The sequence below is a fragment of the Sporosarcina sp. USHLN248 genome, assembly GCF_037144575.1.
Taxonomy (GTDB): Bacteria; Bacillota; Bacilli; order Bacillales_A; family Planococcaceae; genus Sporosarcina; species Sporosarcina contaminans.
The window spans coordinates 41,865-64,851 of record NZ_JBBCZC010000022.1; the positions used below are offsets into that span (position 1 = coordinate 41,865).

At 38.4% G+C, this 22,987-nt stretch carries 25 protein-coding genes; 10 read left to right on the top strand and 15 right to left on the bottom strand.

All coding sequences use genetic code 11. From position 1 onward, the window contains the following. Positions 1–364: 364 nt before the first annotated feature. Both WFH04_RS10565 and WFH04_RS10570 read left to right on the top strand, forming a co-directional pair. Positions 365–1,039: a response regulator transcription factor gene (locus tag WFH04_RS10565; RefSeq protein WP_336824009.1), complete on the top strand. Its 675-nt coding sequence runs from the start codon at positions 365–367 to the stop codon at positions 1,037–1,039. After that, a complete protein-coding gene (locus WFH04_RS10570; protein WP_336824010.1) occupies positions 1,036–2,058 on the top strand; it encodes a sensor histidine kinase in 1,023 nt (340 codons plus the stop codon). Before WFH04_RS10565 ends, WFH04_RS10570 begins: the two co-directional genes overlap by 4 nt. 285 nt (positions 2,059–2,343) lie before the next feature. Here the strand turns inward: WFH04_RS10570 and WFH04_RS10575 are convergent, their stop codons facing one another. Together WFH04_RS10575 and WFH04_RS10580 are read right to left on the bottom strand one after the other, a co-directional pair. Beyond that, positions 2,344–4,305 carry an ABC transporter permease gene (locus WFH04_RS10575; RefSeq protein WP_336824011.1) on the bottom strand — a complete coding sequence of 654 codons (1,962 nt, stop codon included), beginning with the start codon at positions 4,303–4,305 and terminating at the stop codon, positions 2,344–2,346. Next, a complete protein-coding gene (locus tag WFH04_RS10580; RefSeq protein WP_336824012.1) occupies positions 4,292–5,059 on the bottom strand; it encodes an ABC transporter ATP-binding protein in 768 nt (255 codons plus the stop codon). Before WFH04_RS10580 ends, WFH04_RS10575 begins: the two co-directional genes overlap by 14 nt. Before the next feature lie 383 nt (positions 5,060–5,442). On the opposite strand from WFH04_RS10580, the gene WFH04_RS10585 reads away from it, so the two are divergent. Both WFH04_RS10585 and WFH04_RS10590 read left to right on the top strand, forming a co-directional pair. After that, a complete protein-coding gene (locus WFH04_RS10585) occupies positions 5,443–5,937 on the top strand; it encodes an ECF transporter S component (protein WP_336824034.1) in 495 nt (164 codons plus the stop codon). Positions 5,938–6,408: 471 nt separating this feature from the next. Then, positions 6,409–6,993 (top strand): Imm64 family immunity protein, encoded by a 585-nt coding sequence (locus tag WFH04_RS10590; RefSeq protein WP_336824013.1) that lies wholly within the window; start codon positions 6,409–6,411, stop codon positions 6,991–6,993. 138 nt (positions 6,994–7,131) lie between these two features. On the opposite strand, the gene WFH04_RS10595 is transcribed toward WFH04_RS10590, so the two are convergent. From WFH04_RS10595 to WFH04_RS10610, 4 genes are all read right to left on the bottom strand, one after another. Continuing rightward, on the bottom strand, positions 7,132–7,701 hold the full coding sequence (locus tag WFH04_RS10595) for a histidine phosphatase family protein (RefSeq protein WP_336824014.1): 570 nt from the start codon (positions 7,699–7,701) through the stop codon (positions 7,132–7,134). Beyond that, positions 7,679–8,254 (bottom strand): GNAT family N-acetyltransferase, encoded by a 576-nt coding sequence (locus WFH04_RS10600; RefSeq protein ID WP_336824015.1) that lies wholly within the window; start codon positions 8,252–8,254, stop codon positions 7,679–7,681. The genes WFH04_RS10595 and WFH04_RS10600 overlap by 23 nt, the downstream gene beginning before the upstream one ends. Before the next feature lie 222 nt (positions 8,255–8,476). Then, positions 8,477–8,896 carry a nucleoside 2-deoxyribosyltransferase gene (locus tag WFH04_RS10605; protein ID WP_336824016.1) on the bottom strand — a complete coding sequence of 140 codons (420 nt, stop codon included), beginning with the start codon at positions 8,894–8,896 and terminating at the stop codon, positions 8,477–8,479. A gap of 62 nt (positions 8,897–8,958) precedes the next feature. Then, positions 8,959–10,146 carry a DUF4317 domain-containing protein gene (locus WFH04_RS10610; RefSeq protein ID WP_336824017.1) on the bottom strand — a complete coding sequence of 396 codons (1,188 nt, stop codon included), beginning with the start codon at positions 10,144–10,146 and terminating at the stop codon, positions 8,959–8,961. A 740-nt stretch (positions 10,147–10,886) separates the two neighbouring features. Between WFH04_RS10610 and WFH04_RS10615 the strand changes: the two genes are divergently transcribed. After that, complete coding sequence (locus tag WFH04_RS10615) at positions 10,887–11,930, top strand: AI-2E family transporter (protein ID WP_336824018.1); 1,044 nt, start codon at positions 10,887–10,889, stop codon at positions 11,928–11,930. A gap of 44 nt (positions 11,931–11,974) precedes the next feature. Here WFH04_RS10615 and WFH04_RS10620 read toward each other — a convergent pair whose 3' ends face one another. Further along, positions 11,975–12,250 (bottom strand): hypothetical protein, encoded by a 276-nt coding sequence (locus WFH04_RS10620; protein ID WP_336824019.1) that lies wholly within the window; start codon positions 12,248–12,250, stop codon positions 11,975–11,977. A gap of 138 nt (positions 12,251–12,388) precedes the next feature. Between WFH04_RS10620 and WFH04_RS10625 the strand changes: the two genes are divergently transcribed. Both WFH04_RS10625 and WFH04_RS10630 read left to right on the top strand, forming a co-directional pair. Continuing rightward, positions 12,389–12,511 carry a hypothetical protein gene (locus WFH04_RS10625; RefSeq protein WP_336824020.1) on the top strand — a complete coding sequence of 41 codons (123 nt, stop codon included), beginning with the start codon at positions 12,389–12,391 and terminating at the stop codon, positions 12,509–12,511. Between the two features lie 130 nt (positions 12,512–12,641). Further along, the gene (locus WFH04_RS10630) at positions 12,642–13,223 is read left to right on the top strand and encodes a hypothetical protein (RefSeq protein WP_336824021.1); all 582 of its coding nucleotides are present in this window, start codon (positions 12,642–12,644) and stop codon (positions 13,221–13,223) included. Positions 13,224–13,286: 63 nt separating this feature from the next. Here WFH04_RS10630 and WFH04_RS10635 read toward each other — a convergent pair whose 3' ends face one another. Further along, a complete protein-coding gene (locus tag WFH04_RS10635; protein ID WP_336824022.1) occupies positions 13,287–13,535 on the bottom strand; it encodes a hypothetical protein in 249 nt (82 codons plus the stop codon). Positions 13,536–13,554: 19 nt separating this feature from the next. Beyond that, complete coding sequence (locus tag WFH04_RS10640; protein ID WP_336824023.1) at positions 13,555–14,124, bottom strand: TetR/AcrR family transcriptional regulator; 570 nt, start codon at positions 14,122–14,124, stop codon at positions 13,555–13,557. Between the two features lie 145 nt (positions 14,125–14,269). Here WFH04_RS10640 and WFH04_RS10645 point away from each other — a divergent pair, with 145 nt between their 5' ends. Beyond that, positions 14,270–15,028 carry an SDR family oxidoreductase gene (locus WFH04_RS10645; RefSeq protein WP_336824024.1) on the top strand — a complete coding sequence of 253 codons (759 nt, stop codon included), beginning with the start codon at positions 14,270–14,272 and terminating at the stop codon, positions 15,026–15,028. 115 nt (positions 15,029–15,143) lie between these two features. Here WFH04_RS10645 and WFH04_RS10650 read toward each other — a convergent pair whose 3' ends face one another. From WFH04_RS10650 to WFH04_RS10660, 3 genes are all read right to left on the bottom strand, one after another. Beyond that, positions 15,144–16,082, bottom strand: coding sequence for an urea transporter (locus WFH04_RS10650; protein ID WP_336824035.1), 939 nt, complete (start codon positions 16,080–16,082; stop codon positions 15,144–15,146). A gap of 654 nt (positions 16,083–16,736) precedes the next feature. After that, complete coding sequence (locus WFH04_RS10655; RefSeq protein ID WP_336824036.1) at positions 16,737–17,447, bottom strand: NAD-dependent protein deacylase; 711 nt, start codon at positions 17,445–17,447, stop codon at positions 16,737–16,739. A gap of 62 nt (positions 17,448–17,509) precedes the next feature. Further along, positions 17,510–18,496 carry a helix-turn-helix transcriptional regulator gene (locus WFH04_RS10660; protein WP_336824025.1) on the bottom strand — a complete coding sequence of 329 codons (987 nt, stop codon included), beginning with the start codon at positions 18,494–18,496 and terminating at the stop codon, positions 17,510–17,512. A gap of 108 nt (positions 18,497–18,604) precedes the next feature. Between WFH04_RS10660 and WFH04_RS10665 the strand changes: the two genes are divergently transcribed. Both WFH04_RS10665 and WFH04_RS10670 read left to right on the top strand, forming a co-directional pair. Continuing rightward, positions 18,605–19,084 carry a GyrI-like domain-containing protein gene (locus WFH04_RS10665; RefSeq protein WP_336824026.1) on the top strand — a complete coding sequence of 160 codons (480 nt, stop codon included), beginning with the start codon at positions 18,605–18,607 and terminating at the stop codon, positions 19,082–19,084. 17 nt (positions 19,085–19,101) lie between these two features. Beyond that, positions 19,102–19,566, top strand: coding sequence for a phage tail protein (locus WFH04_RS10670; RefSeq protein ID WP_336824027.1), 465 nt, complete (start codon positions 19,102–19,104; stop codon positions 19,564–19,566). A 480-nt stretch (positions 19,567–20,046) separates the two neighbouring features. Here WFH04_RS10670 and WFH04_RS10675 read toward each other — a convergent pair whose 3' ends face one another. From WFH04_RS10675 to WFH04_RS10685, 3 genes are all read right to left on the bottom strand, one after another. After that, a complete protein-coding gene (locus tag WFH04_RS10675; RefSeq protein WP_336824028.1) occupies positions 20,047–20,790 on the bottom strand; it encodes a class I SAM-dependent methyltransferase in 744 nt (247 codons plus the stop codon). Between the two features lie 247 nt (positions 20,791–21,037). Next, a complete protein-coding gene (locus tag WFH04_RS10680) occupies positions 21,038–21,808 on the bottom strand; it encodes a MerR family transcriptional regulator (protein WP_336824029.1) in 771 nt (256 codons plus the stop codon). A gap of 13 nt (positions 21,809–21,821) precedes the next feature. Next, positions 21,822–22,742, bottom strand: a complete 921-nt coding sequence (locus WFH04_RS10685; RefSeq protein WP_336824037.1) for an alpha/beta fold hydrolase — start codon at positions 22,740–22,742, stop codon at positions 21,822–21,824. Between the last annotated feature and the right edge of the window lie 245 nt (positions 22,743–22,987).

Sequence of the window (22,987 nt, forward strand, 5' to 3'; positions counted from 1 at the left end):
ACTATCTTACACTACCAATTTCTATTTTTATAATTTTGTCTCCATTCAAAAATAAAAGTGTATTAACTAAAACAATAACCATCTGAAGGAGTAATGTCAGTTTGAAATCATGATGATTTTCTTTAAAAACCTTTAATTAGTACTTAAAAGACCATTATCTATGAAATAAAATATCCAATATTGAATAGTGTTATTTGAAAGCCTCTATTAGTCGCTTTACGATTCACCACATTGTTGCAATGGCAAACTTACATTTTCGTCATCACAGTTTTTCCTTCTATTTCCTATGATACAATCGGGATAATGGAGGTTTTTCTGTTCGGGTAGTTTCTTCGCCTTCATTTCAAATATAGGGGGATCTGATATGTTTACCATTCTGATTGTAGAAGATGAAATAAAAATCAGTTCGATTATCGCCACTGAATTGCGAAACTGGGGGTATGGTGTTCACGTTGCAGAGGATTTCAGTAATGTGGAGGAACTGTACTTGATGGTGCAACCGCATCTTATCCTTCTCGACATTAATCTGCCTTATATGAATGGATTTTACTGGTGCGAAAGGATTCGTCGGCATTCGAACATTCCGATTGTATTTCTTTCGTCGCGCACAGAAACGATGGACATGATGATGGCGCTGAATATGGGTGGGGATGACTTTATCCAGAAGCCTTTCTCCATGGAAATGCTGTTAACGAAAATCCATGCTCTCTTAAGGCGTTCGTATACATATCAACAAATAGACATGGATATACTTTCACACCGCGATTTGACATTACATGTGAAAAGGGCCGTCCTTTCCAGTCCAGATGGGGAAATTGAACTGACGAAAAATGAGTTTCGGATTCTATGCATCCTTCTTGAACGTAAAAATGAAATCGTCCAGCGAGATGAGCTAATGGCAGCCTTATGGGAGGATGAAAATTTCATCGATGACAACACATTAACTGTTAATATTAATAGGCTTCGTCGAAAGCTGAGTGAGCATAGATTGGATGGCTATATCCAAACTAAAAAAGGCCAAGGATACATACTCTCATGAGCGTATCATTTCGTCAGTATATCCGCTTCCAAAAGCGGTTATTTGTGTTGTATATAGCAATTATGTCATTCATTACGATTATGCTTTATGTCGAGCCGACGATGTCTGTCCATTTTTCTAACCTTGTTTACATCCATACGATCGCGCTTTTTTTCTTCATTTCATTTTTAACAATTGATTTTTACCTCGTTTCAAAGCAATATAAAGCCTTTTCTTCTCGTTGGAGCAAAGGAACATTCATACGGGATGGCATTGACGATCCAAAAACATACGAGCAGCACTTGTATTGGGAACTCTTCCAATCTGTAAATGATGCACATCAGCAACAATTGACCTCTATCCTTCACGATAAAAAGGAATCAATGGAATTCATGACAACTTGGTTTCATGACATTAAAACACCAATTGCGATCAGTAAGTTGATTTTAGAGCAAGCAAAGGAAAATCCGGATAGTGAAAGCATTTCGGAGGAAATCTCGCGCATTGAGCGAAGTGTTGACCAAGCACTTTATTTTACAAGGACTGATCATTTCGCCAGAGATTATATCATTCGCAAAACAGGGCTCGATGCTGTCATCCGTTCTGTCGTAAAACAATTCGCAAAGGAATTTATCCGAAGAAGGATAAAAATTGTCATTCAAATGGAGCCTCTATGCGTGGAAACAGACTCCAAATGGCTTGCATACAGTCTTTCGGAGTTCCTTTCAAACGCATTAAAATACTCAAATGACGGTGGCACGATCACGATCTATTCAGAGGAAGACTTGGAAGAAAGTAGAGTGGTAATCCTTGATGAGGGCGTTGGTATTCCACAGCATGATATTAGCAGAGTCTTTCAATTAGGATTTACCGGAGCAAACGGGCGAATCAATCGGAAATCGACTGGAATTGGCTTGTATATCGCCAAAAAAATTATGGACAAAATAGGTCATAACGTAACAATATCTTCTACAGAAGGCGTAAGTACAGCCGTAACAATTCATTTTCGTAAAAACGATTACTATTCCACTATTATGTAATACGGGGCTGTCCAGAAAGTCTGTGAAAACTGACTTTCTATGACGCCCCTTTTTCTGTTGATGAAAAGAGGTGCATCCTTGAAACGTTGCTTTCCGTTCCAGGCGCACGCTTTCCGGGGGGGGAGGGCATCCAGTTCTTGGTGCTCTCAACGCTTTGCTTTTGTTCGCAAAGCCCGTTCGATGTTACGTCGGCGCGTTTCACTCCAAGCAACGACTAGTCACATCAAACTATAAATATACAAAAAAATTGTCCAATCTCGTAAAATGGAAGTGACGAAACTCCGTTTACGGATTCACAAGTTTATTTGCCGTCTCGACTGTCAACTTATAATAAAGACCGTACAAACATGTATAGATAGCGATACTAGTTGAAACAGGATATAAGAAATTGATATCCATTACATTTGATAGCGCAGTCAGTATCATACTGCTATGCGCGATACCGACAACGAGAGGCAAAAGAAATAAAAGAAACGTCTGTCTCACAATTAACTTCTTCACTTTCCTCCGGCTCAACCCTATCTTACGTAACATCTCATATCGTCTTCGATCCTCTGCCGCTTCCGTCAATGTTTTAAAATAGATGACACTGCCCGTTGCTACCAAAAAGACGAGCCCCATAAACCCGAACACAAAAATAAGCAAGCCATATATGGATTGTGCGGTTTCAAAGCTTTCTGAGAAGCTATAAAAACCTTTATTTGGTTCAAATTCTGTTGTTTGTTCCTCGTCCCATTCATAAACGGCTTTCAAATCCTTAGTCAATCGAGCAGATTCCTTCTGATCATCAATTTTGATAACCCGTGTTCCATGTATTGTCGCCCCTCTAGATAACTGCTCATACAACCTATCGCTTACGATTAGTACGGAAGGCTGTACTTCATACGAAAATAGCGACTCAACCTTATTGTGAATTATACGAATCGGCAATTCACCTTCTAAGCTCATAAGTGTTAACGTACTGCCGACATTTTCATCTTCTTTTTGCGAACCAATGAAATTCCGGCCTACCATCACTGCCTCGCCATCCCCGATCGAATCAATCGGAAGGCGACTAAGCTTTCCAGCAAGCGAATTATACGTTGATACTGGTAACACCGCGAAAGAGTCCTCGTAATACAAATAGCCGCCTGGCACTAATTCCAGTTCGCTTGCCGATCCCGGAACCATTGCATATTCAAATGTCTCATCAAAAATAACCGGATGCTCCTCATTGTTGGATAAAATCTTGGTCATTTCATCATCAATAGAACTTGACTGCACATCAAACTGATAACTGTATGGCACATGATCTTCCAATGTTTGCAACGTATTAAAGTAAATCGTATAAGCGAATCCAAACGCAACGAGCGTCATGCCATTCAAAACTGAAATAACTGTCAACAGCAGCCCATTGCTACGAAGACGGCTTTTCAATTGGGTCAAAGTTAATAAGTTCTTCCAACGGTAGTAAGCTTTTTTCCTCTTTTGCCAAAGGTGGATCAAGAAGCTAGTGCCTGAATGGAATAATAAAAAGGACCCTATTACTAAAACGATGAGGATTATAGTAAAGTTTCTACCAAAATGTTTTGACCAGCTTGTTGATTCGTATGCATGTAAAAGACTCCAATAACCAAACCCGATAAGGACGATTGCAAGCAACGCAAGCAAATAAGACGGTTTCCACTGTTTTTGAATCTTATGTTTTGCTTGAAAAAGTTCAATTAATTCAAATCGATATGCAAGAAAATACCCTTGCAGCGAAGCAATCGTCATTATGAATAAAAAAACGATTACCGTTTGAAGAATGGCTACCGGGTTCATTGAAAATTGGACAATTATGGAAATGCCCATTACTTTCAGCAAAATCATACTGAATAATGTCGAGAACAACTGCCCAAGCCCGATGCCTATCCCTAACGCCAAAAGGCTTAAGGACATATTCTCATAGAACAGCATCCGCCCGATTTCCTTTTTTGTACCACCAACTAATGAATAAAGCCCAATTTCTTGCTTCCGGTTCGTTATGAAGAACGTATTGGAATACCATACAAAAATCATGATGAACAAAGACAGTATAACGGAAACCCCTGTCAATAAAGGGCCCATCTTATCTTCCCGTCCAAATGCTTCGCCAATTTGCTCATTGTATTGCAAAGAAACGAAAGTGAAATAAATGAGGACACTAAATAGTAACGACGCGATATAAAGAAAATACTTGCGAATATTGTATTTTAAATTTTTCAGGACGACATCATATAATGTCATAACGACCGCCCCCTAAAGATGACAACGTTGTGACCAGTTGATCAAAAAACCATTTTCGGTCCTTATCTCCCTTAACGATCTCGGTAAACAACCTTCCGTCTTTCATGAAGAGGACACGATCGCAATAACTTGCCGCAAAAGCATCATGCGTCACCAATAAAATAGTCGTCGCATATTCTTGATTCATCAATTGAAATGCTGACAACAAATCCATCGAAGACTTCGAATCCAATGCCCCAGTCGGTTCATCCGCCAATACAAGTTTTGGGTTATGAATAATCGCCCGTGCGGCAGCAGTCCGCTGCTTTTGTCCGCCGGACGTTTCATATGGATACCGATCTAAAATTGATTGGATACCTAATTTCCCTGCTATTTCTTCTACTTTTAAATCTGTCGTGAAATCCACTTTGTTGGAAAATGTTAACGGCAGCAGTATATTTTCCTGAATCGTCAATGAATCAAGCAAATTGTAATCTTGGAAAACAAAACCTAAATTCGTACGCCTAAACTCAGACAATGGTTCATCACGCAATGTAGTGATTTCTGTACCGCTAATGCGTACACTTCCCAAAGTAGGCTTATCGATTGTAGCCAAAATATTGAGCAACGTCGTTTTACCCGCTCCTGAAGGACCCATAATGCCAACAAACTCCCCTTCATGGATGCTTATATCAATCCCTTCAAGCACAGAAACTAAGTTTTTCTTTGTCCCATATACTTTTTGAATACCTGTTGCCTGCACTACGATATCCATCATACAAATCCCCCATAGCTGTTTTCATTTGTTTCCATCATACCGTGCAATGAGGTAGCCCTCCATCGATGTAACGAACAAAAACAACAACGAATCTTACAATTTTGTTCGGATTAAGAAAATTTATCAATCTCTACAATGCAATTTATATAACAGGGCGTTTATCTATTAAAACTGTACAAAACTGACCACATTATATTGCATAAAATTGATACTTTTAAATGGGCCACTTGCCTGTTAATGTAAGCAATGCAAGCAAAATTTAAAATTAAAAGAGGTTTGGAACGATGAACTTAATGAAAAGAGAAAGCAATGTAAAAGCTACTCCATCGAAAATAACCATTTTACAAAGTAAATCGCGCACGACAAATCCAACTTTGGACATGATTATTTCGGCAATGCTAATCGCTTTAGTATTCGTCGCTACGCTTCTTTTGAATATTAAACTTCCGATTACGGCAAATGGCGGTTTGGTCCACCTTGGAACAGCAATGCTCTTTACGGTCGCGATGTTGTTCGGCCCCCAAAAAGGGGCAATTGCCGGTTCTGTCGGAATGGGATTGTTTGATTTAATTTCGGGATGGACATTATGGGCACCTTTCACGTTTTTGACACGGGGCCTGCAGGGATATATCGTTGGGAAGATTGCTTGGTCAGGCGGCCGCAATGGAGGCAGTTTTACGTTCAATCTGTTGGCGACTATCACTTCGGTTCCATTCATGTTAGCTGGTTACTATATTTGTGAAAGGATTCTGTTCGGAAATTGGGCTGTACCTGCTGCATCCATTCCGGGAAATTTAGTGCAAAATATCGTTGGAATTTTAGTGGCCATTCCTGTTTGCGCTGCGCTTAAAAGGATTCCTCTTTTTAGAAGATAATGGATTGAGTGTTTGTGTATAACGCATTTATGACGACTACCCATTAATAATAAATGTATCTAATTATAGAAAACCCATTATAGAGGTTTTCTTTTTTTATATCCAATTGTAGCGCAAAACTTGATTTGTTTACTGACAGGCACCAAATTATAATTAGGACTTCACAAACTGGACAGATTGCAAAAGCAATTTCCAACACTTGACCGCGATAAACAATAGGAGAATGCTGAACAATATGGAAACCGGGATGCTTAAAATGGTTGGCACTGAACCATAATCCCAAATATCCATCCGGAAACCGGCACCAAATGTTCTTGCAACCCCGCCTATGAACGAAATGACTGCACATAAGGTCAGTCCAACCGATAGGGATTTCATATCGGGATGGAAGTATACAACTGATCAATATCTTTATCATTTAAATAACGGCTTGAAAGTTGCAAGAGAATAAACAAGAAAGGGTGTGTTTACATGGGAGCAAAAATATCTTTAGGTTGGGTAAGTACTACTAATGATTTAAACAATGAATATACTATTTTAATGAATAATTTAAAACATCTTGGGGTTAATATTGATTATGTGAAGTTTTCAAGTGATAATTCTGGATTTCATTGGAATGTAGTGGATGATTATAGAACATATTCCAATAAAGATTTTCTATCAACCTTGAAGGAATTTCACTTTTTAGAAATTCCGATTTCTAATTTTCCTTTTGGGAAACTAACTATTGAAGCTGTAATTACATTAAAAGTAACAAATAAGTATTTTGGATACTTATTAGAAATGGAAGAAGACTCGATTATCAGTAGTTATAACATTAAGGAATTAGAGACTGCCGAAAATATCATAATTCAATATTTGAAATTTATTTTCAAGAATTTTAATGTAGATTATGCTTTTTCTGATCAAGAAGCCGAAATAGAATTTTCACCCGAGGAATTTAAACACTTACAGAGACCCTATTATGCAATAGAAGCGAAACATGACCATGATGGAAAAGTAAAGATTACAAAAGCCAATTGGTATATTAATGGGTTAACTGAACGCTTATATTAACGATATAATTTTTTGAAGGTTCAAGAAACGTGATTTGTAAAGCAAATGAAATTTATAAGAAATAGCATTATTAGAGTGGTTGCAGCTGCTCTTTTTATTTTGTCTTTTCCCTTTGTTTTACGGGATAATACAAGCCTGTTATAAATGTTTTATACAATTGTAAAGTTGACAATTCCATTCTTTTTCATGATGTTGAAGAATCGATATGGAAGTATTGTCAATATGAGTTGTAGGAAACTTTTCTGGCAGCAAATGCTGCAAAGTAAGTCCTATTAGAGCACCGTGGCTTACAACAAGGATGCTCTTCCCTTCGTATCGAATCGCAACGTCTTCTAAAAACCCAATCCCTCTTTGGGCTACCGTTTCAAATTTTTCCATGCCAAGATCTGCTTCACGCCAGGCTTTTCCCCACCGAATCACTCTTTCGTCTTCAGTCGTCCCTTCAATTTCACCGCAATCTATTTCTCTTATTCTTTGATCAACAGTGATGGGCAACCCCATCCTACTTCCAATAATCTTTGCCGTTTCTTTTGCCCTTAATAGATCACTCGAAATGATGATGTCCCATTCTTCATTTGCAAGTCGTTCTCCGATTTTAACTGCTTGTTGTATGCCCTGTTCATTTAAAGGAATGTCAGATATCCCTTGTGCTCTTCCAAGATAGTTCCATTCAGTTAGACCGTGTCTAATGAGCCCTATTTTTGTCATGATACTTCCTCCACTCGTATTCCAAAATGCTATACAACAATGAATCCCGCCAACCGTCTTTTACGAGTAAGTTCTCGCGAATTTTTCCTTCTAACGTCATCCCGACTTTCTCCAATACTTTAGATGAACCGATATTTCTCGGATCACAAGTCGCATATATCCGATGAAGCGATAGTGCGCTAAAACCATAATCAAGCAATCGGTTCGCTACATCTGTCGCGATGCCTTTTCCCCAATAATCAGGATGGATTATATAGCCTATTTCACCGCTTCTATTCGTAGCATCTCTTATATTAATCTCCCCGGCTCCAATCATCTGTCCATCCTCTTTAGTGATCACAGCAAAGACAAATCTTATTCTTGGCTCTTTAGAGGCATCTTTCATAACCTGTTCCACAAAACCTTTAGACTCTTCCTCCGAATTCGGTCCCCAAGGCTGGTATCGGCAAACGATCTCTTGTGACGCATATCTATGAACACCCAACCAGTCTTCTTTTGTAAATTCTCTTAGGATTACTCTTTCATTTTCAAATGAAAAGTTTGTGTGCAACATTATCAGTCCTATCTTTCTAACTTCACTTTATTTTCTGATCCAATTGTATCAAAAACGCTTGCACCTTGTGGAAGACCTTCAAAATATAACAAAATGTTAGGTCTTCAATGTTGCTTCAAAGGTGAAGCAGTACGTGAAACAACACTCCAGAGAAAAAGAGGATTCTACAATGAAAAAAGCAGACAGTACGCCATAATGCACTGTCTGCTTTCATTTGACTCATTAAAGCATTGCCCCCGAATAAAACGAGCTTGGCAGCTGATCAAAGTCATAGTCTTTCAATCCTTTTAATGTAATATTTGCATGGGCACCTTCATGCACCATTAGATTGCTGTTTTCTCCTACATGGATTAAGATGACGGGCTTGTCTGTCGCATAGGCGTAACCAAGCTCCCACGCCGTTCCGCTGTCTGAATAGTTTCCATGATAAATTCCTACGACAACCTCTGCCCATTTAATATGTTTGATATCGTCCATGAATGTCTCAATCGACCATTGACGGGAACCCATCTCTGCATCTGCTGAATGTCTGAACGGTGAAAATACTTTCAATCCTTTTTCGTCTAACATCATCTCAACCTGTTCCAAATAGCCGATCTCTTTGTCATTAAAAAACGGGCTTGCCAAATATACTCGTTTCATTCCTATTGCCTCCTTATTGCCTTCCACCTTATTATTTCCAAAGCTGTTTTTCTTAACAGTACCTACAGCAACTCTTCCGAAAGCAAAGTAAATCCTTCAATGACCGTGTCTTCTTCTACTTCAATCAATAGACAGCGCTTGCCGTTAACTGTGACTTGCCTCACATATCGTAAGTCTTGTGGGCTAATGGCGATGTTCGCAACTTTCGTTTCGATTTTAATCGATTTCGACGCATAGCTTGGTACAATATGGGCTGCTTTCATTTCATACGTCTCATCCTCGACAACTTTTTGGAATGCTCTTTCCACCTTTGCTGAATCTACGTCCTCTATGCCGCTCGCCTTTAGTACACGAGTTACTTCTTTCGTGTCCAAAGTCGGCACAGTTTCCTCTGCCTCTTCCTCATCGTCCAATTCCATCATACGTTGAATTTCATCATAAACGCTTGCAAGAGTTTTCGTATTCATTTCTTCACCGACGACTGATTTTACAATCTCTTCAAAGACAACCTTATCTTCCTCAGCAGTCATAATTTCCTCTCCGTCCAATACATTCTCGATGAAATGGAAATCTGGCTTATTCGCTTTGCCAGCAGCATACAAAACGTGATTCACGTCTGCTGCATTATCCGTAAAGCAGGGGAATAAAAACCCGCCAATCGGCGATGTAAGGTTAATGATTGGATCACCGATAAATCTCGATTTAAATTCCTTTTCAACGAAGTCAAAGACGAGCGAACGCTTCGGCTGTTCCGTCTGGTTCAAGCTGCAAAGAATAAAAGGCGTCGTAAACACTTCATCCCGTTCAGCCACCTCCGACTCTTCGCTATGCCGTTTCGTCGGCTTATAATAATTTCCTCGAATGAACGTCACGACAATATCCTTTTCATATTGAACGTCTTGCACCATCTTTTGGGCGATGCGCTGCATATCTGCCTTCCATTCCTCTACATTTTCTGTATGCAGCCCTTCATAAAGGATCGTTTGCGTCGTTTCCGTTCGCTCATCTGCTTCAGACCGGAATCTCACTTCAAACAGCTTTACATCTAATTTTCCGCCCAACACTTTTTTGAAATTGGCAAGAAACAGCTCTTGCTGCTCGCGGTCCAACATAGCAAATGGCTGGCTAACTTCATGGTAGATCTCATTGCTTTCCTGCCGTATATAAACGTTATAAATGTTTTTAACCGTCAATAAATCTGTATCTAATTTGAAATGCTTACGTATGTCCGCAATTGCTTTTTTATTCATCTATTATCCCCACTCCTTGGCTACTATGATCTGTCATATTAAAAAAGAGCGTCAAATTCATTGATCTTGAGACACTCCTTTATTATAACAATGATTAAGCTCAGAGCAGGAACACTATTAATTTTGAAAAGTAATGATCATCTTTGGATTACTCTATCTCATATGATGAAGCACCGCAGAGATCACCTTCCTTTTCGTTACAGCAGTACATTTCCAATCTATGCATCGCTATTCTACAATACAAGATAGTACCATAACATTTTTCCGAAATGAGGGATTTATAAATGATGTGCGGTTCTAAATGCTTTCTTGTTGAAATGAAACTGAAAGGTTCGATACAGATTATGCAAGTTACAGCAAGAAACGCCATTGGGGCAAGAAAAGTCATCAGGGGAGAGTATGGCACTGAGGCACACATTCTTTCAGTAAAAGAGGAGAAGCGAAACTACTAATTGTATTGCCTACATACACAGCTGTAAGATATATGCAAATACTTATGCATAATTGAATATTTTTTGTATAGCTATTCACTTATAGGTGCAAAATGAAGTACGATAGATAAGGAATTCAAGTTTGTAATCTTCGTTTGATAAGAAGAATGGAAACGTAAAAGGGTTAAACGTTTGTGTTCTTAGCCTCCCCTGCGGAAGCATCCACCGGAATGGCAATCAACAGATAGAAAGAATGCTTGATTTCAACCAATACATACAAAAATTTGGATATGAGGAGTATTTGTTTACATGGATGTGATCATAGAGCTACTTCGGAGGAAAGCAGTAAAACGCGTTATCATTTTTGCGTTAATCATTATATTGCTATTTAGTGTAAGAAGCATGATGAATTTAATCTTGCTTACTTTTATTTTTTCATTTTTATTAAATCGACTTGTCGAGTTTACAGCTAAGGGCATTCGATTGAATCGTAAATTGATTGTTATGATGATTTATACATTCATAGTAGGTGTCTTGGCAATCGTAGTTGTAAAATATTTACCCCTTATCTCCTTTGAAATTAGCCAGTTAGTTAAGCAAATAAAGAATTTCTTTACTCACCCACAAGAAAATCCGTTGCTTGGCGTTATTGACTCTTTCATATCTGGCGATCAAATTAAAGCTTATGTCGATAACGGTGTTTCATTTTTATTAAAGTCATTTTCAGATATTAGCAAAATTAGTATACAAGTATTCATCGCGTTAATCTTAAGCTTGTTTTTCCTTTTAGAGAAACCGCGACTCATTGAATTTACAAGTAAATTTAAAAACAGTAAGATTGCTCCGTTCTATTATGAAATTGAGTTTTTTGGAAAAAAGTTTTCCCGTACGTTTGGTAAAGTAATCGAGGCACAGTTCATCATTGCCTTAGTAAATACATTTTTGTCGGTCATTGTGTTAATGATTCTCGGCTACCCGCAAATTATCGGATTGAGCATTATGATTTTCTTCTGTGGACTGATCCCTGTCGCAGGAGTGATCATTTCACTGATTCCTCTTTCGATTATCGGTTTTACAATTGGAGGCTATTTGACGGTCGTCTATTTGCTCATCGCAATTACGGTCATCCATGCGATTGAAGCGTACATATTAAATCCTAAGCTAATGTCATCTAAAACGGATCTCCCCGTCTTTTACACATTTGTCGTACTCATCTTTTCGCAAAACTTCTTTGGTGTCTGGGGACTGATCATCGGAATTCCTGTCTTCGTGTTCTTGCTCGACATATTAGACGTGACCGATAAAGAACCTCAACAAACAATAGCAACTTCAAAAGACAAGTTGGACGGATAACATCCAACTTGTCTTTTTTATTGAAAGCTATAAGTGTATACAAATTACTCTTCAACTTTCTCCTGAACGGCCTTCAACTGCTGCTTCATTCTGTTTAACTGCTCCTTATTTTGCTCTATGGTATCCATATGCTCATTGTGCTGTTCGGCATTTGAAAGAGCATTTTCTGCACGTGATATTGAATTGAATGCATGCTCTACTGCCATCTCTTCAGGATGTGACATCGCTTGTTTCACGGAACGATTTGCCTTTTGGACCGAGTTGCCCAAAAAAGTATTAGGATGCTCTTTCTTCCAGCTTGGTTTTGAATCCTTTGCCATGTTTTTCCCTCCAGCCAATCATTTTTAAAGCAATTCTAGTATCGTAAAAAGTCCTGTAAATATGCATGATTGGTTAGGAATGTTTATAAACAGTTCATAAGTGGTATGCAAAAAGGGAGGTGAAGGAAGGTGAACAACATGACAAAACAATGGAACTTCATTATCGGAAATAAATTGATTACGATTTTTGATAAAGATAAAAAAAGCGCTGAAAAAAAAGCCTATGCGGTATACAAAGAACTTAAAAATGAAGTGAGCTAAAAACACCAGCCATGTGAAGGGGCTGGTGTTTTATATTTTTAAAAGTGAAGTAGTAGTAATTTTGTTTAGAAGACTATGCTCCGGGTATTTATACAAAGATATAAAGTACCTCTCAATGGGTTGTGTCGCCATGTTTGGAGTAGCTGACCTTATATCTCTCATAATATCTGCATTCATCATTTTGCCTGTCGTCGTATTCTTGCGGGAGATGGGTTATTTGATCGTAAGCTATCTTTTCGGTGTTGTAAAACCAAGAATCACAATTGGTTCTGGACCGCGGATCATTAAATTTGGCATGATAGATATTCGAAAATATTATCATATGTATAGTTGGTTTTCGTATGATGCGATCAAGCGGAAAAGCAATTTCGCTTATATATGCATTTATGCTGGACCTATTTTAATGAATCTTTCCATTGCTCTATTGATCAATTTCTTGCTTGCGAATGGCTGGATGGAGGAGTATAAGACATTTTGGGATCGTTTTATTTTCTATGCCTTTTATTATGTTTTATTTGACATCGTGCCGATGATGACCATTAACGGTAAACCGAATAACGGAATGATCATCTATGAGATGATCCGATATGGCAAACGCATTGATTACAATACCGAGCCATTCATCCCTTCCACTTCTGAAGTCGAGGAAGAATATCGGGAACATATGATGGAAATAAAGAAAATCGAAGAAGAACGCGAAGAAGAAAAATAGTAACTCATATTCAAAAAAAGCCGTGCGCAGATGAGCACGGCTTTAAATCATATGTACGATCACTCAATCATCTATCTCTATTTCTTCACCCGATAGTTCCATTAATTGCTCGATGGCAATTTTTATCGCATTTCCTTCCGGATCAATTAATGACAAGCCTTGTTTCATGAGGCTCCAATACTTATAAGAGTAGTCATCCTCCCACTCAATCCATCTAAAAACCATTACCGTAAAAAGCTGATCCGGTCTTTTAATAATTTCTACTTTAAACTTTCGGTTTGGTGACATAATCACTTTTATTACATCTGCCATCTTTACACTACCTTGTCTCTTAATCATGATCAACCCGTATATTGACAAATTGCACAAGCTGGCGATTTAAATAGTCTGCACTGTAAGAAAAATCTTTTTGATACCATCCTATAATAATTCCAATAATGGCATTGGCTTGATAATCACAAAAAAGCTCAGGATCGATTCCTTCCTTGACAAAAGCTTCCTCATCTTGAAACAATAGACGTTTAATTTCCTCAAATAATAAATAATAGTACATTAACGGCACTTTCTTTGAAAAAACAATCCGATAAAAATGTTTATACTTTTCAATGTGATGGAAAATACGAATTGTATCCGGATTTAACTCACTCGTTTTCAAAACTGATACATGGCGGTAAGGTTCTTGATAAGAACGTGCTAAATCTGCAGTAATTTCCTTAAAATACTCTTCAAATAGATCTTCCACCTTCGTATAGTGCAAATAAAAAGTGCCTCTATTCACTTTTGCCCGCCTACATATTTCCGTTATAGAAATTGCATCTAAGCTCTTTTCATCCAATATGTCTAATAACGCATTATGCAATGCCTCTTTCGTTTTCACTATGCGCAAATCCGTACGCATCATTTATCACCTCTTACTGAACAGTATTTTTGTTTTTGTCTATTAATGAACAAATACCGTGTTTTTGATTATTGCAACAACTCTATACTACTACTACTATAATTTTTATTGAACAACTGTTTATTATAATTAAGGAGGCTGATTGGAAATGAGACTTGAAGTAAAAGTTGCAATCGTTACTGGCGCGGCATCTGGCATGGGGAAAGCAATTGCAGAAGGTTATGCGAAGGAAGGCGCAAAAGTCGTTGTTTCAGACATTAACTTGGACGGTGCACAAGCAGTAGCAGATACATTAAAAGCTGCTGGTGCTGAAGCGATTGCGCTTCAAACAAATGTTGCTTCTGAAGAGGATGTACAGCGTTTATTTGACGAAACAAAAGGGGCTTTTGGAAAATTGGACATCCTTGTGAATAATGCTGGCATTATGGACGGCATGGAGCCTGTCGGTGAAGTTTCAGATGAACGTTGGGAAAAAGTATTCGCTGTCAACACAACTGCCGTCATGAAATCAATGCGCATCGCAGTGAACCTTTTCCTCCAACAAGGACATGGCACAATCGTCAACAACATCTCTGCAGGTGGATTCTACGGTGCACGCGCTGGAGCTGCTTACACAGCATCTAAGCATGCAGTCGTCGGATTAACGAAAAACACGGCATTCATGTATGCTGACAAAAACATCCGTTGCAACGGTATCGCACCAGGAGCGGTCATCACGAACATCAGCTCTTCCATGACGAATATAAGCGAAATGGGCGCAAGCCGCCAAGCATTAGGTATGGCCATTAACCCTCGCGCTGGACAACCTGAGGAAATTGCACAATTAGCGATCTTCTTAGGCTCTGATGAATCAAGCTTCGTAAATGGACAAGTAATTGCAATTGATGGAGGCTGGACAGCTTATTAACATTTATAGTTGAAGCATATTGTCTCCTATAACTGACAGGAATGAGTTGTAAAGACAAGGCACAACTTCGGTATTTACTAAACGAAATTGCGCCTTGCTTTAGATTTCTGTAGCCTCAAGTATATTGCATGATTTTCCTTGCACCGATAAAAATTGATGTGCTTAAAGCAAACGGCATCGTCAATGCTGGCAATCCATACGGCAATAGAATTGTATCAACGCTTGCGATTAGCAACACCGTTAAAATTGAGCCGATCGTTGCAGTGAGAGGCGCCATCCAGCTCTCTCCTCCCCGAAATACGACCCCAACTGCTAACGCTGTTAAAATGGCATTATAACCGTAAAGCCCTGCGTCTATTAGAGAATGTTCTGCACCGAGGATATAGGCGGTAACCATAGCTACAAAGTTTCCGACAAGTGCGTACATCCCAAATTTTAACCCCGCAAAGAATATTCCTATAAAAATTAACAATCCAGCGATAATACCTTGTAGAAAAAATATTTGACCAGCTCCGTCAATGAAAGCGCTCAGCCAATCAATATTCCCTTCGATTTTCAACTTCCAATGCGATAAATCTTGTGGTACTAAACCATCGGTCAGTTTAAGTGATTCGAGACGATAAGAGGATAACATTATGAGCCATGTCGTCACAATGTACGGAAATGTTAAAGTCGGCATGCCGGTAGGCTCTAAAAGTGTGAGCACCGATGCAGTAAAGGCAGCTGTAATCAATGCCCCAAATAATGCAATCCCCCAGCTTGCAGGTCCTTCTAAGAATAAATGAACCGCCATCCCTGTCAGCATCGGATTATAACCGTACAAACCTTGTGACACACTTACAGGATCACCGCCGCCCACTCGTCCGACAAGTGTCCCGATTGCCACCGAAAGAAACGCGATCAAGCCTAACTGAAAAGAGGTAATCGTAATGGCTGCCAATATGAACAAACCCGTCACCCAATTTTCAATGAGAACTACTTGAGAGATGCCTTTCATCGTTGCGACAAGAAAAGGAACAACCTTCCCATTCCCTTCCGTAACTCCACTTCTCACTTTCAATCCTCTCCCTCATTCCCTCGATACGTTCAACATACCCTCCTTTGATTTTTGGTATTCTTTCCGACTGAACTAAAAAGAAATAAAAACAAATCATTCATGAGCTTCCACTTCCAAAATGCATAAAAACTTCCCTTCAACAAATAAATCATACAGCAACATATAAACCTATCAATTTGGCGCATAAGACCGTTTAGGACGCATAATCCGTTCAAAAAACATATAACTGCCTATAAAACATATAACTACTTCGGAATAGCGCATAAACAATTTTTATTTTCACAGAAAAACGCCCCAATCAATGACAATTAAGTTTTTTAAATCGTTTTTTCGAAATATTCACTCCAAATTATTGACAATAAAAATACCCGCCCCTAAGCAGGAACGAGTTTGCGCTTGCCTTATTCCCCATATTCAAGTTACTTTTCCCAACAACGGAACTAAGAACTCACTCGATTGGACTACGCTCTTCCTTACATCCAATCATCAGCAAAACGAAAAGCCTTAACAATTTACAGTTAGCTTTGCTGCTATGTAAGGATTTCAATCCAATAACCGCCGTAACATTATCTTTCTGGTCGAAGATTCTTTTCAATCTTGATTGAGTGTGATATTCATTGTTAAGTGTTTTGGATTCAATGATTTTCAACATCACCTCAAACTAACATGCAATTCCTTAAGTATTTCCCCGATTTTTCGGCCATGTACTGTTTCATCCGCATACAAATCCAACTCGGTTGGCTCCATATTTACAATTGTAAGATGAGCACCATTTTGCTTTGCAATTAGGGGGAATTGGTTGGCAGGAGTTACCGTTAATGATGAGCCAAATACGATGAACAGATCAGCCTTTTCACTTTCTTCCGCGGCCTTCATTAAAGCATCCTCCGGCAACATCTCCCCGAAAAGCACAACAGAAGGTCGAAGCTTGCCGCCACACTCACATTGATACTGTTCATTGACGTATTTGTCATTGTTATATTCTTTCCCACACGACTGGCAATGGACTTTTTGAAGTGTCCCATGAAGCTCAACGACGTTCTTGCTTCCCGCTTTTTGATGGAACCCGTCTACGTTTTGCGTAATAATACTTTGTATCAAACCTTCCTTTTCCCATTTCGCCAAAATTTCATGACCTATATGAGGCTTACAGCTTTGCAGCCCAATAACACGGTGCCGATAGAATTCAAAAAACTTTTCAACATTCCGGTTCAGCGCATCCGTACTGGCAATCGTGCTTGGATCTTCTTTTGCCCAAAGACCTCCTGAAGAACGGAAATCCGGAAGCCCACTCTCAGTTGACATGCCAGCCCCTGTCAAAACAACGGTATAATTCGATTTCTTCAATTTCTCAAGCAACAATGCTATCAGTGCCCCTTTCTGTATAGTTAAGTTTAGCATGAATTTTTTCATCGTATGTCCTTTTATTGTGTTTTGAGTGAACGTATATCTGGGCAGAATATGTGCAGCCTGTCTTTCAGTTGTTCCAAGATTTCTACTGGTATCTCTCTAACTGCAATATCGTCACCTAAGAAAAGCAGCCAATTGGTGATTTCGTCCATTTCTTCGGAGCTATGAGTATTGATAAAAGCCTCTATAATGGCAGTCGTTTGGTAAGGATTCGTATAGGATATTGAAATATGTAAAGGATGGTATTTTTTGAACTGGGCAATCGCCTTTGGACCGAGTTCGACGATAAGATTCTTCATTTTTTCTTGCTTACGAATTTTTTCTAACATCTTTTTCCTATTTAATTTCTTTTTTACTTTGTATCGTTGAACATCAATAAGATTATCTACTAAGACAATCCTTCTTTTTTCATCCTTTACATCAAAGCCTTCAATTAGCCAAAGACCTTTTTCATGATAAAGATGCAAAAGGTATATTGAATAAGTTTTGATCACTTTATCTTCTTGAATCGTTAATCGTAAATAGCTGTCCGAAAGAAGGAGTTGGATTAGTTTTTCTAACATCGGATGCGGAAGATCTGACAGTTCAAGCAAGTCGGGATTATTCGGATTGGTTCCTTCAAAAAGCAAAATTTGATTTAGCAGAACAAGGTCATCTTGTTGGTTTTCTGAAATAAGCCCTAATAATTTTTCAGCTAAAGACTGACGGCTTTTTAAATAAGGGAGTTGTTTATTTCTTGTAGCCATAAAGGCAATAAAAAGCGCTTTAACCTCACTATCGGTAAATCGGACAGCAGGTAGAACCGAGTTGCTCATGACAAAATAGCCCCCATCCCGTCCTACTTCAGCAACAAGAGGCATTCCCATTGCTTCGATTTCTCGAATATCTCGAATAGCAGTTGAACGAGAAATCGTAAATTCCCGCATAAGCTCAGAAATTGTAAAGTGGGCACGGTTGTTCATATACCGCATCATAATATTATTCCGTTCAACCTTTTTCATGGGAAGCCTCCTAAACAGTATCACTTTTTGACATAGTTACACGTTATTATAAACTCATCAAATGAAATGGCAAATCATTTGAACATCATAAAAGAAGGAGTGTTACACATGGCGGAATATACATTTGAAGAAAAAGACAGCTTTACTGTATTAGGCATTGGAGTCGAGCTAAAAAGCGATTACACAGATTACGCAGGCATTAATCAAGAAAAGGCAGACTTTTGGCAGACGATTAGTGAAGATGGTACGCTTGACGCTTTAAAAGCGATTGCGACAAATGACTACATTTTTACCGTAAACGAAGCAGTGAACAACAAGATGATGCATTATGCTGGTGTCCAAACAGAAGAATCGATTCCTGAAGCAACCAGATTGATCCAGTTTCCTAAAGGGGAATATGTAGTTGTAAAAGGTGAAGGAAAGACATCTCAAGAGTTAAGCAATACGCTTACCGGCATCGCCTTTGGCCAAGTATTGCCTGCAGAAAAGAATGTTGCCTATGTCGGCGGTCCGAATACAACAGTTGAAATGGGACAAAGAAACGGTCTTTTATTCGGTGAAATGTGGATTCCTGTCGTTAGAAAATAGGAACAGGAGTGAAGGAAATGCCTTATATTGTAGATTTTAAAAATGTGTCAACAGCGGGTTTAGAATCTTCACCTGTTGCAGAGGCACTTGCTGGTTTGCGTGCCAATGAAGCCCGATATTTCATGAACAAATATAAGCATGAATTTACAGTCGTTCAAGCTAGCGAAAGCGATGCGACCATCGATTATGTGAACCGGATTTTGAAAGAAGAACGCGATCTTCAATTTACAGCAAAACCTTTGGAAACATCCCGTTTCCAAGTGGAAAATATCCAATGGGCTTTCATCTTTTATGAGGATGGCCTTGAGGTTAACGTAATGTATACCGTCGATAACCCTAAGAAGCGGGCTGTTGGTTTTAAACTTTCCGAAGGGATGGATGTTCCAAAGGAATTAGAAGGGAAATTCAAATTCGCTAGGCAGAAATCCAAACTCGCCGGAACAATTCGAGGCTCGTTTTTCGTCATTAAAGGAGAATATTAACGCTTGAGGAAACGGATTTGTTAATTCCATAGGGTGGCTCTTGAACTTCATTAGAGTCATCTTTTTTGCTTTCAATCTATACAATCAAAAAAACAGCACCTTCCACTAATTGGGGGGTGCTTCAGCTTGTTGACAGACGCTCGCATACTACGTTGGGGCCAGCAGGACGCTGGTCATGCAACCGTTGCTGCAGGATGCAGCGGGTTTAGGTTGCCTTTCCTTCGCCCGCCCCCTCATGAACCTGAAGTTCGATTCGGGTCTTCGCTCGACTTCACGCGGGCCTGCACGATGCAGATCATGCAGTCAATCGAACTACGAAGAGTTCAATTTGCCGTATTTACGCGCTCTTTGCAGAAATTAAGGCACTGCGGAAGTCGCGCACTTAGACTTCCGCGTGGCAAGCGTTTTCAAGCCAAGCTGGGCAAACATCTATCTCATAACTAAAAACCTAAAAAGATGTGCATTTTTTCTATGGTCACTTCAATTTTTAACCTTTTTTGCTCTTATAATTAAGAATGAAGGTCGACGAAATTCTTTATGAAGACTTGGTAAATTACTGACTGCTTCTTTAGTCGGTATTGGCTCAATAACTTTTTCAATTTGTAAACCATTTTCAATAAGCGTATTTAGGATAGTAGACATTGTACGATGATACATTATAACATTATCAACTATCCAATTTTGAGTACGCAGTCCTTCATTTTGATAATTATCGACTGCAAAATGAAGTAGGTTACCTTCTTCATTTGTGATCCAACTTTCATTTCCCTTATTTGCTGTTACAATCGGGTGCTCTAAAGAAAATAATAAAATTCCTTCTTCACATAATGCCATACTTATCTTCTTAACAAGTAACTGAAAATCCGCAATATAGTGGAAAGCTAAGGAACTACTAACAAAATCAATTGTCCCGTCCAGGATTGTTAAATCCTCAAATGCAGCCTGCTCAAAGGTTAGCCCCTCATAATTATGACGCTTTTTCGCATTTGCAATCATGTTCGAAGAAATATCAATCCCAGTTACATGTTTTGCACCTTGACTAATACAATAGGCTGCAAAATCTCCCATTCCACAGCCAATATCTAAAATTACTTTATTTTTGACAGTAGGAATTAGGGTGAAAAAGTTTGGCTGCTCCAGTAAATTGTTATAATTATTTTTTCGCGCTCTTAGTTCTTTATATTTTTCAAAAAACGTATTGTTATCGTAGATATTCTGTTTCATTGTCTCCTTCATTTCCCATAACGTTATGAAGTATTTGCGCAAACTAATTATTACATTTATACAAAATTAATAATAGACTTATAATATAGTTTTTGTTAGGATGTAGATAGAGGCATGTCTTCTTTAATAACCATTTATGAAAACAATACATGAAAAGGCAGAAATCGCTTTTCACCGTATGTATCGAAGCGAGGTCTAATGCTTTTACTAATTAGTTTATTAAGTTTGTTTGCTACCGTTGACCGCACTATAGTTCGTCAATTCTACCCTCATAATACGATTTAAGAATGTCTTCTAAATAAGGTTCTGCTTCTTCAATTAAATCTTTTTCACCCTTATTCCATCTTTCCCGATGCTTATCTACTTGGAGAAAAGAGTTTGTAATCTCTGAATTGCCTTTTGTCACTTTTTCAACCATATTAATCCACTCTTCTGCTAATTCAATTGCAAGATTTGAATTTACTGGTACCCCAGCGCCTTTATACGAGACTGCCTTTATGGATATTTTTCGAAATGCATTATAAAAGTTGAAAACATGTTGTTGAGAATCAAATACATCTTCAAATATCGTTAACTGGGTCTCTGAAAAGGGATAGTCACCCCAAATGGAAATATCCACTTTATTGATGTTCCTCATGATTTTCGATAATAACTCCCAGGGAGGGGAATATCCCTCTTCAATTAACCGTTTTGAAGTGGCTACGGCATCGATTTTTCCCTGAGTCTGTTCCAATTGTGAATATAAGTAGTTTTCTTGTTTGGATAGTATATCTAATAATGATTCTTTATTGTCATTACAATTGATTTCTTCTTTTAATTGTTTAAGAGTGAAACCTAAATTACGATAAAAAGTAATTTGTTCTAATATACTCAATTCCTTATCAGTATAATAACGCCGATTGTTTTCATCCCGACCTGCAGGTTTTAATACCCCTTCATTATCATAGTATTGAATGGTACGCACTGTTAATCCTGATATGTTGGAAAGATCACTTACATAATAGCGTTCCTTTTTCACACCCTAAGCTCCTTTATTGCTTCATATTTAGATCTACTTCCTGTAAAAATTCTACTATATTTTTTGCTAGTTTTTCTGGATATTCACCATTTATTGCATGAGAGGCATTTGGATACATGACCATATGACTTAATGGATTTTTCAAGTTTTCTATGCCAACATCCATCGATTCTTCTGAATGATGCATTGTCGAGTCTTCAGCTAAAATCCCTAAGACGGGCATAGTTAATTCTTGCAACTGTTCTTCTGTTATTTTCTTCGGCAAAGGAAGTTTACTTTTATAGGTTCTCATACCTGTTTCAATTAACTTTCCGATAGGTTCACTTTCATCCGTTTCTGCACCACCAGCGATATAACTTAACATTTTCTCCCGAATTGATTTTGGCACAGCTGGTATAGAAGCCGGAATGGAGGCTATGATCATTTTTAAAGGGATGGGTCCAAAAACGTAGACTGGGTCAATCAATGTCAAAGATGCAATTTTTTCTGATTTGAATAATGTGACATTTACTGCACTCCACCCACCAAAAGACAAACCCAATAAATGAATCGTTTCTTCTGGCAATTGTTCAATTACGTCGTTTAACCAAACAGCTTGATCGGTAGCGGTTACTATACTTTTGGTTTGAACACTTAAACCTGGCTCTCCTAATAGATCGATTGTGTATACAGGTCGATCTTTCATAAGATCTTTCAAATTTGGTTCCCACATTGGTGTAGAAGCTGCCTTTCCTGGTAACAGCAATAATGGTGTTTTTGATCCTGTTCCTTCTTCCAAAAATTTATAAACCTTCACCTCGCCGAATTCGGTCTCTACCAAAAACTCTTCCGTTGATTTAGGCAAATCTTCCATAGCTGAATGGTATGCCTCAATAAACTCTCTTTTCCCTTCTTCGTCAGTAAAACCTCCCAATTTATCATCATCCCGAAACAATAATCCAACTGCAAGCAGCACAACAAACAGTATTCCCACTAAAATAGTTACGGATTTTATCAATTTCTTTTTCATAGTCTCAACTCCATAAAATATTTGCCTTTAGCATAAACTATTACGTAACGTAATACGCAAGTGGATAGGCTACACTTAGATGGACAGAAAAATTAAGGTCTTGTAGAATACAACTAATAGAAATGAGGAGACTACAATGACCGAAAAAAGAACAAGAAGATCCTTTACCC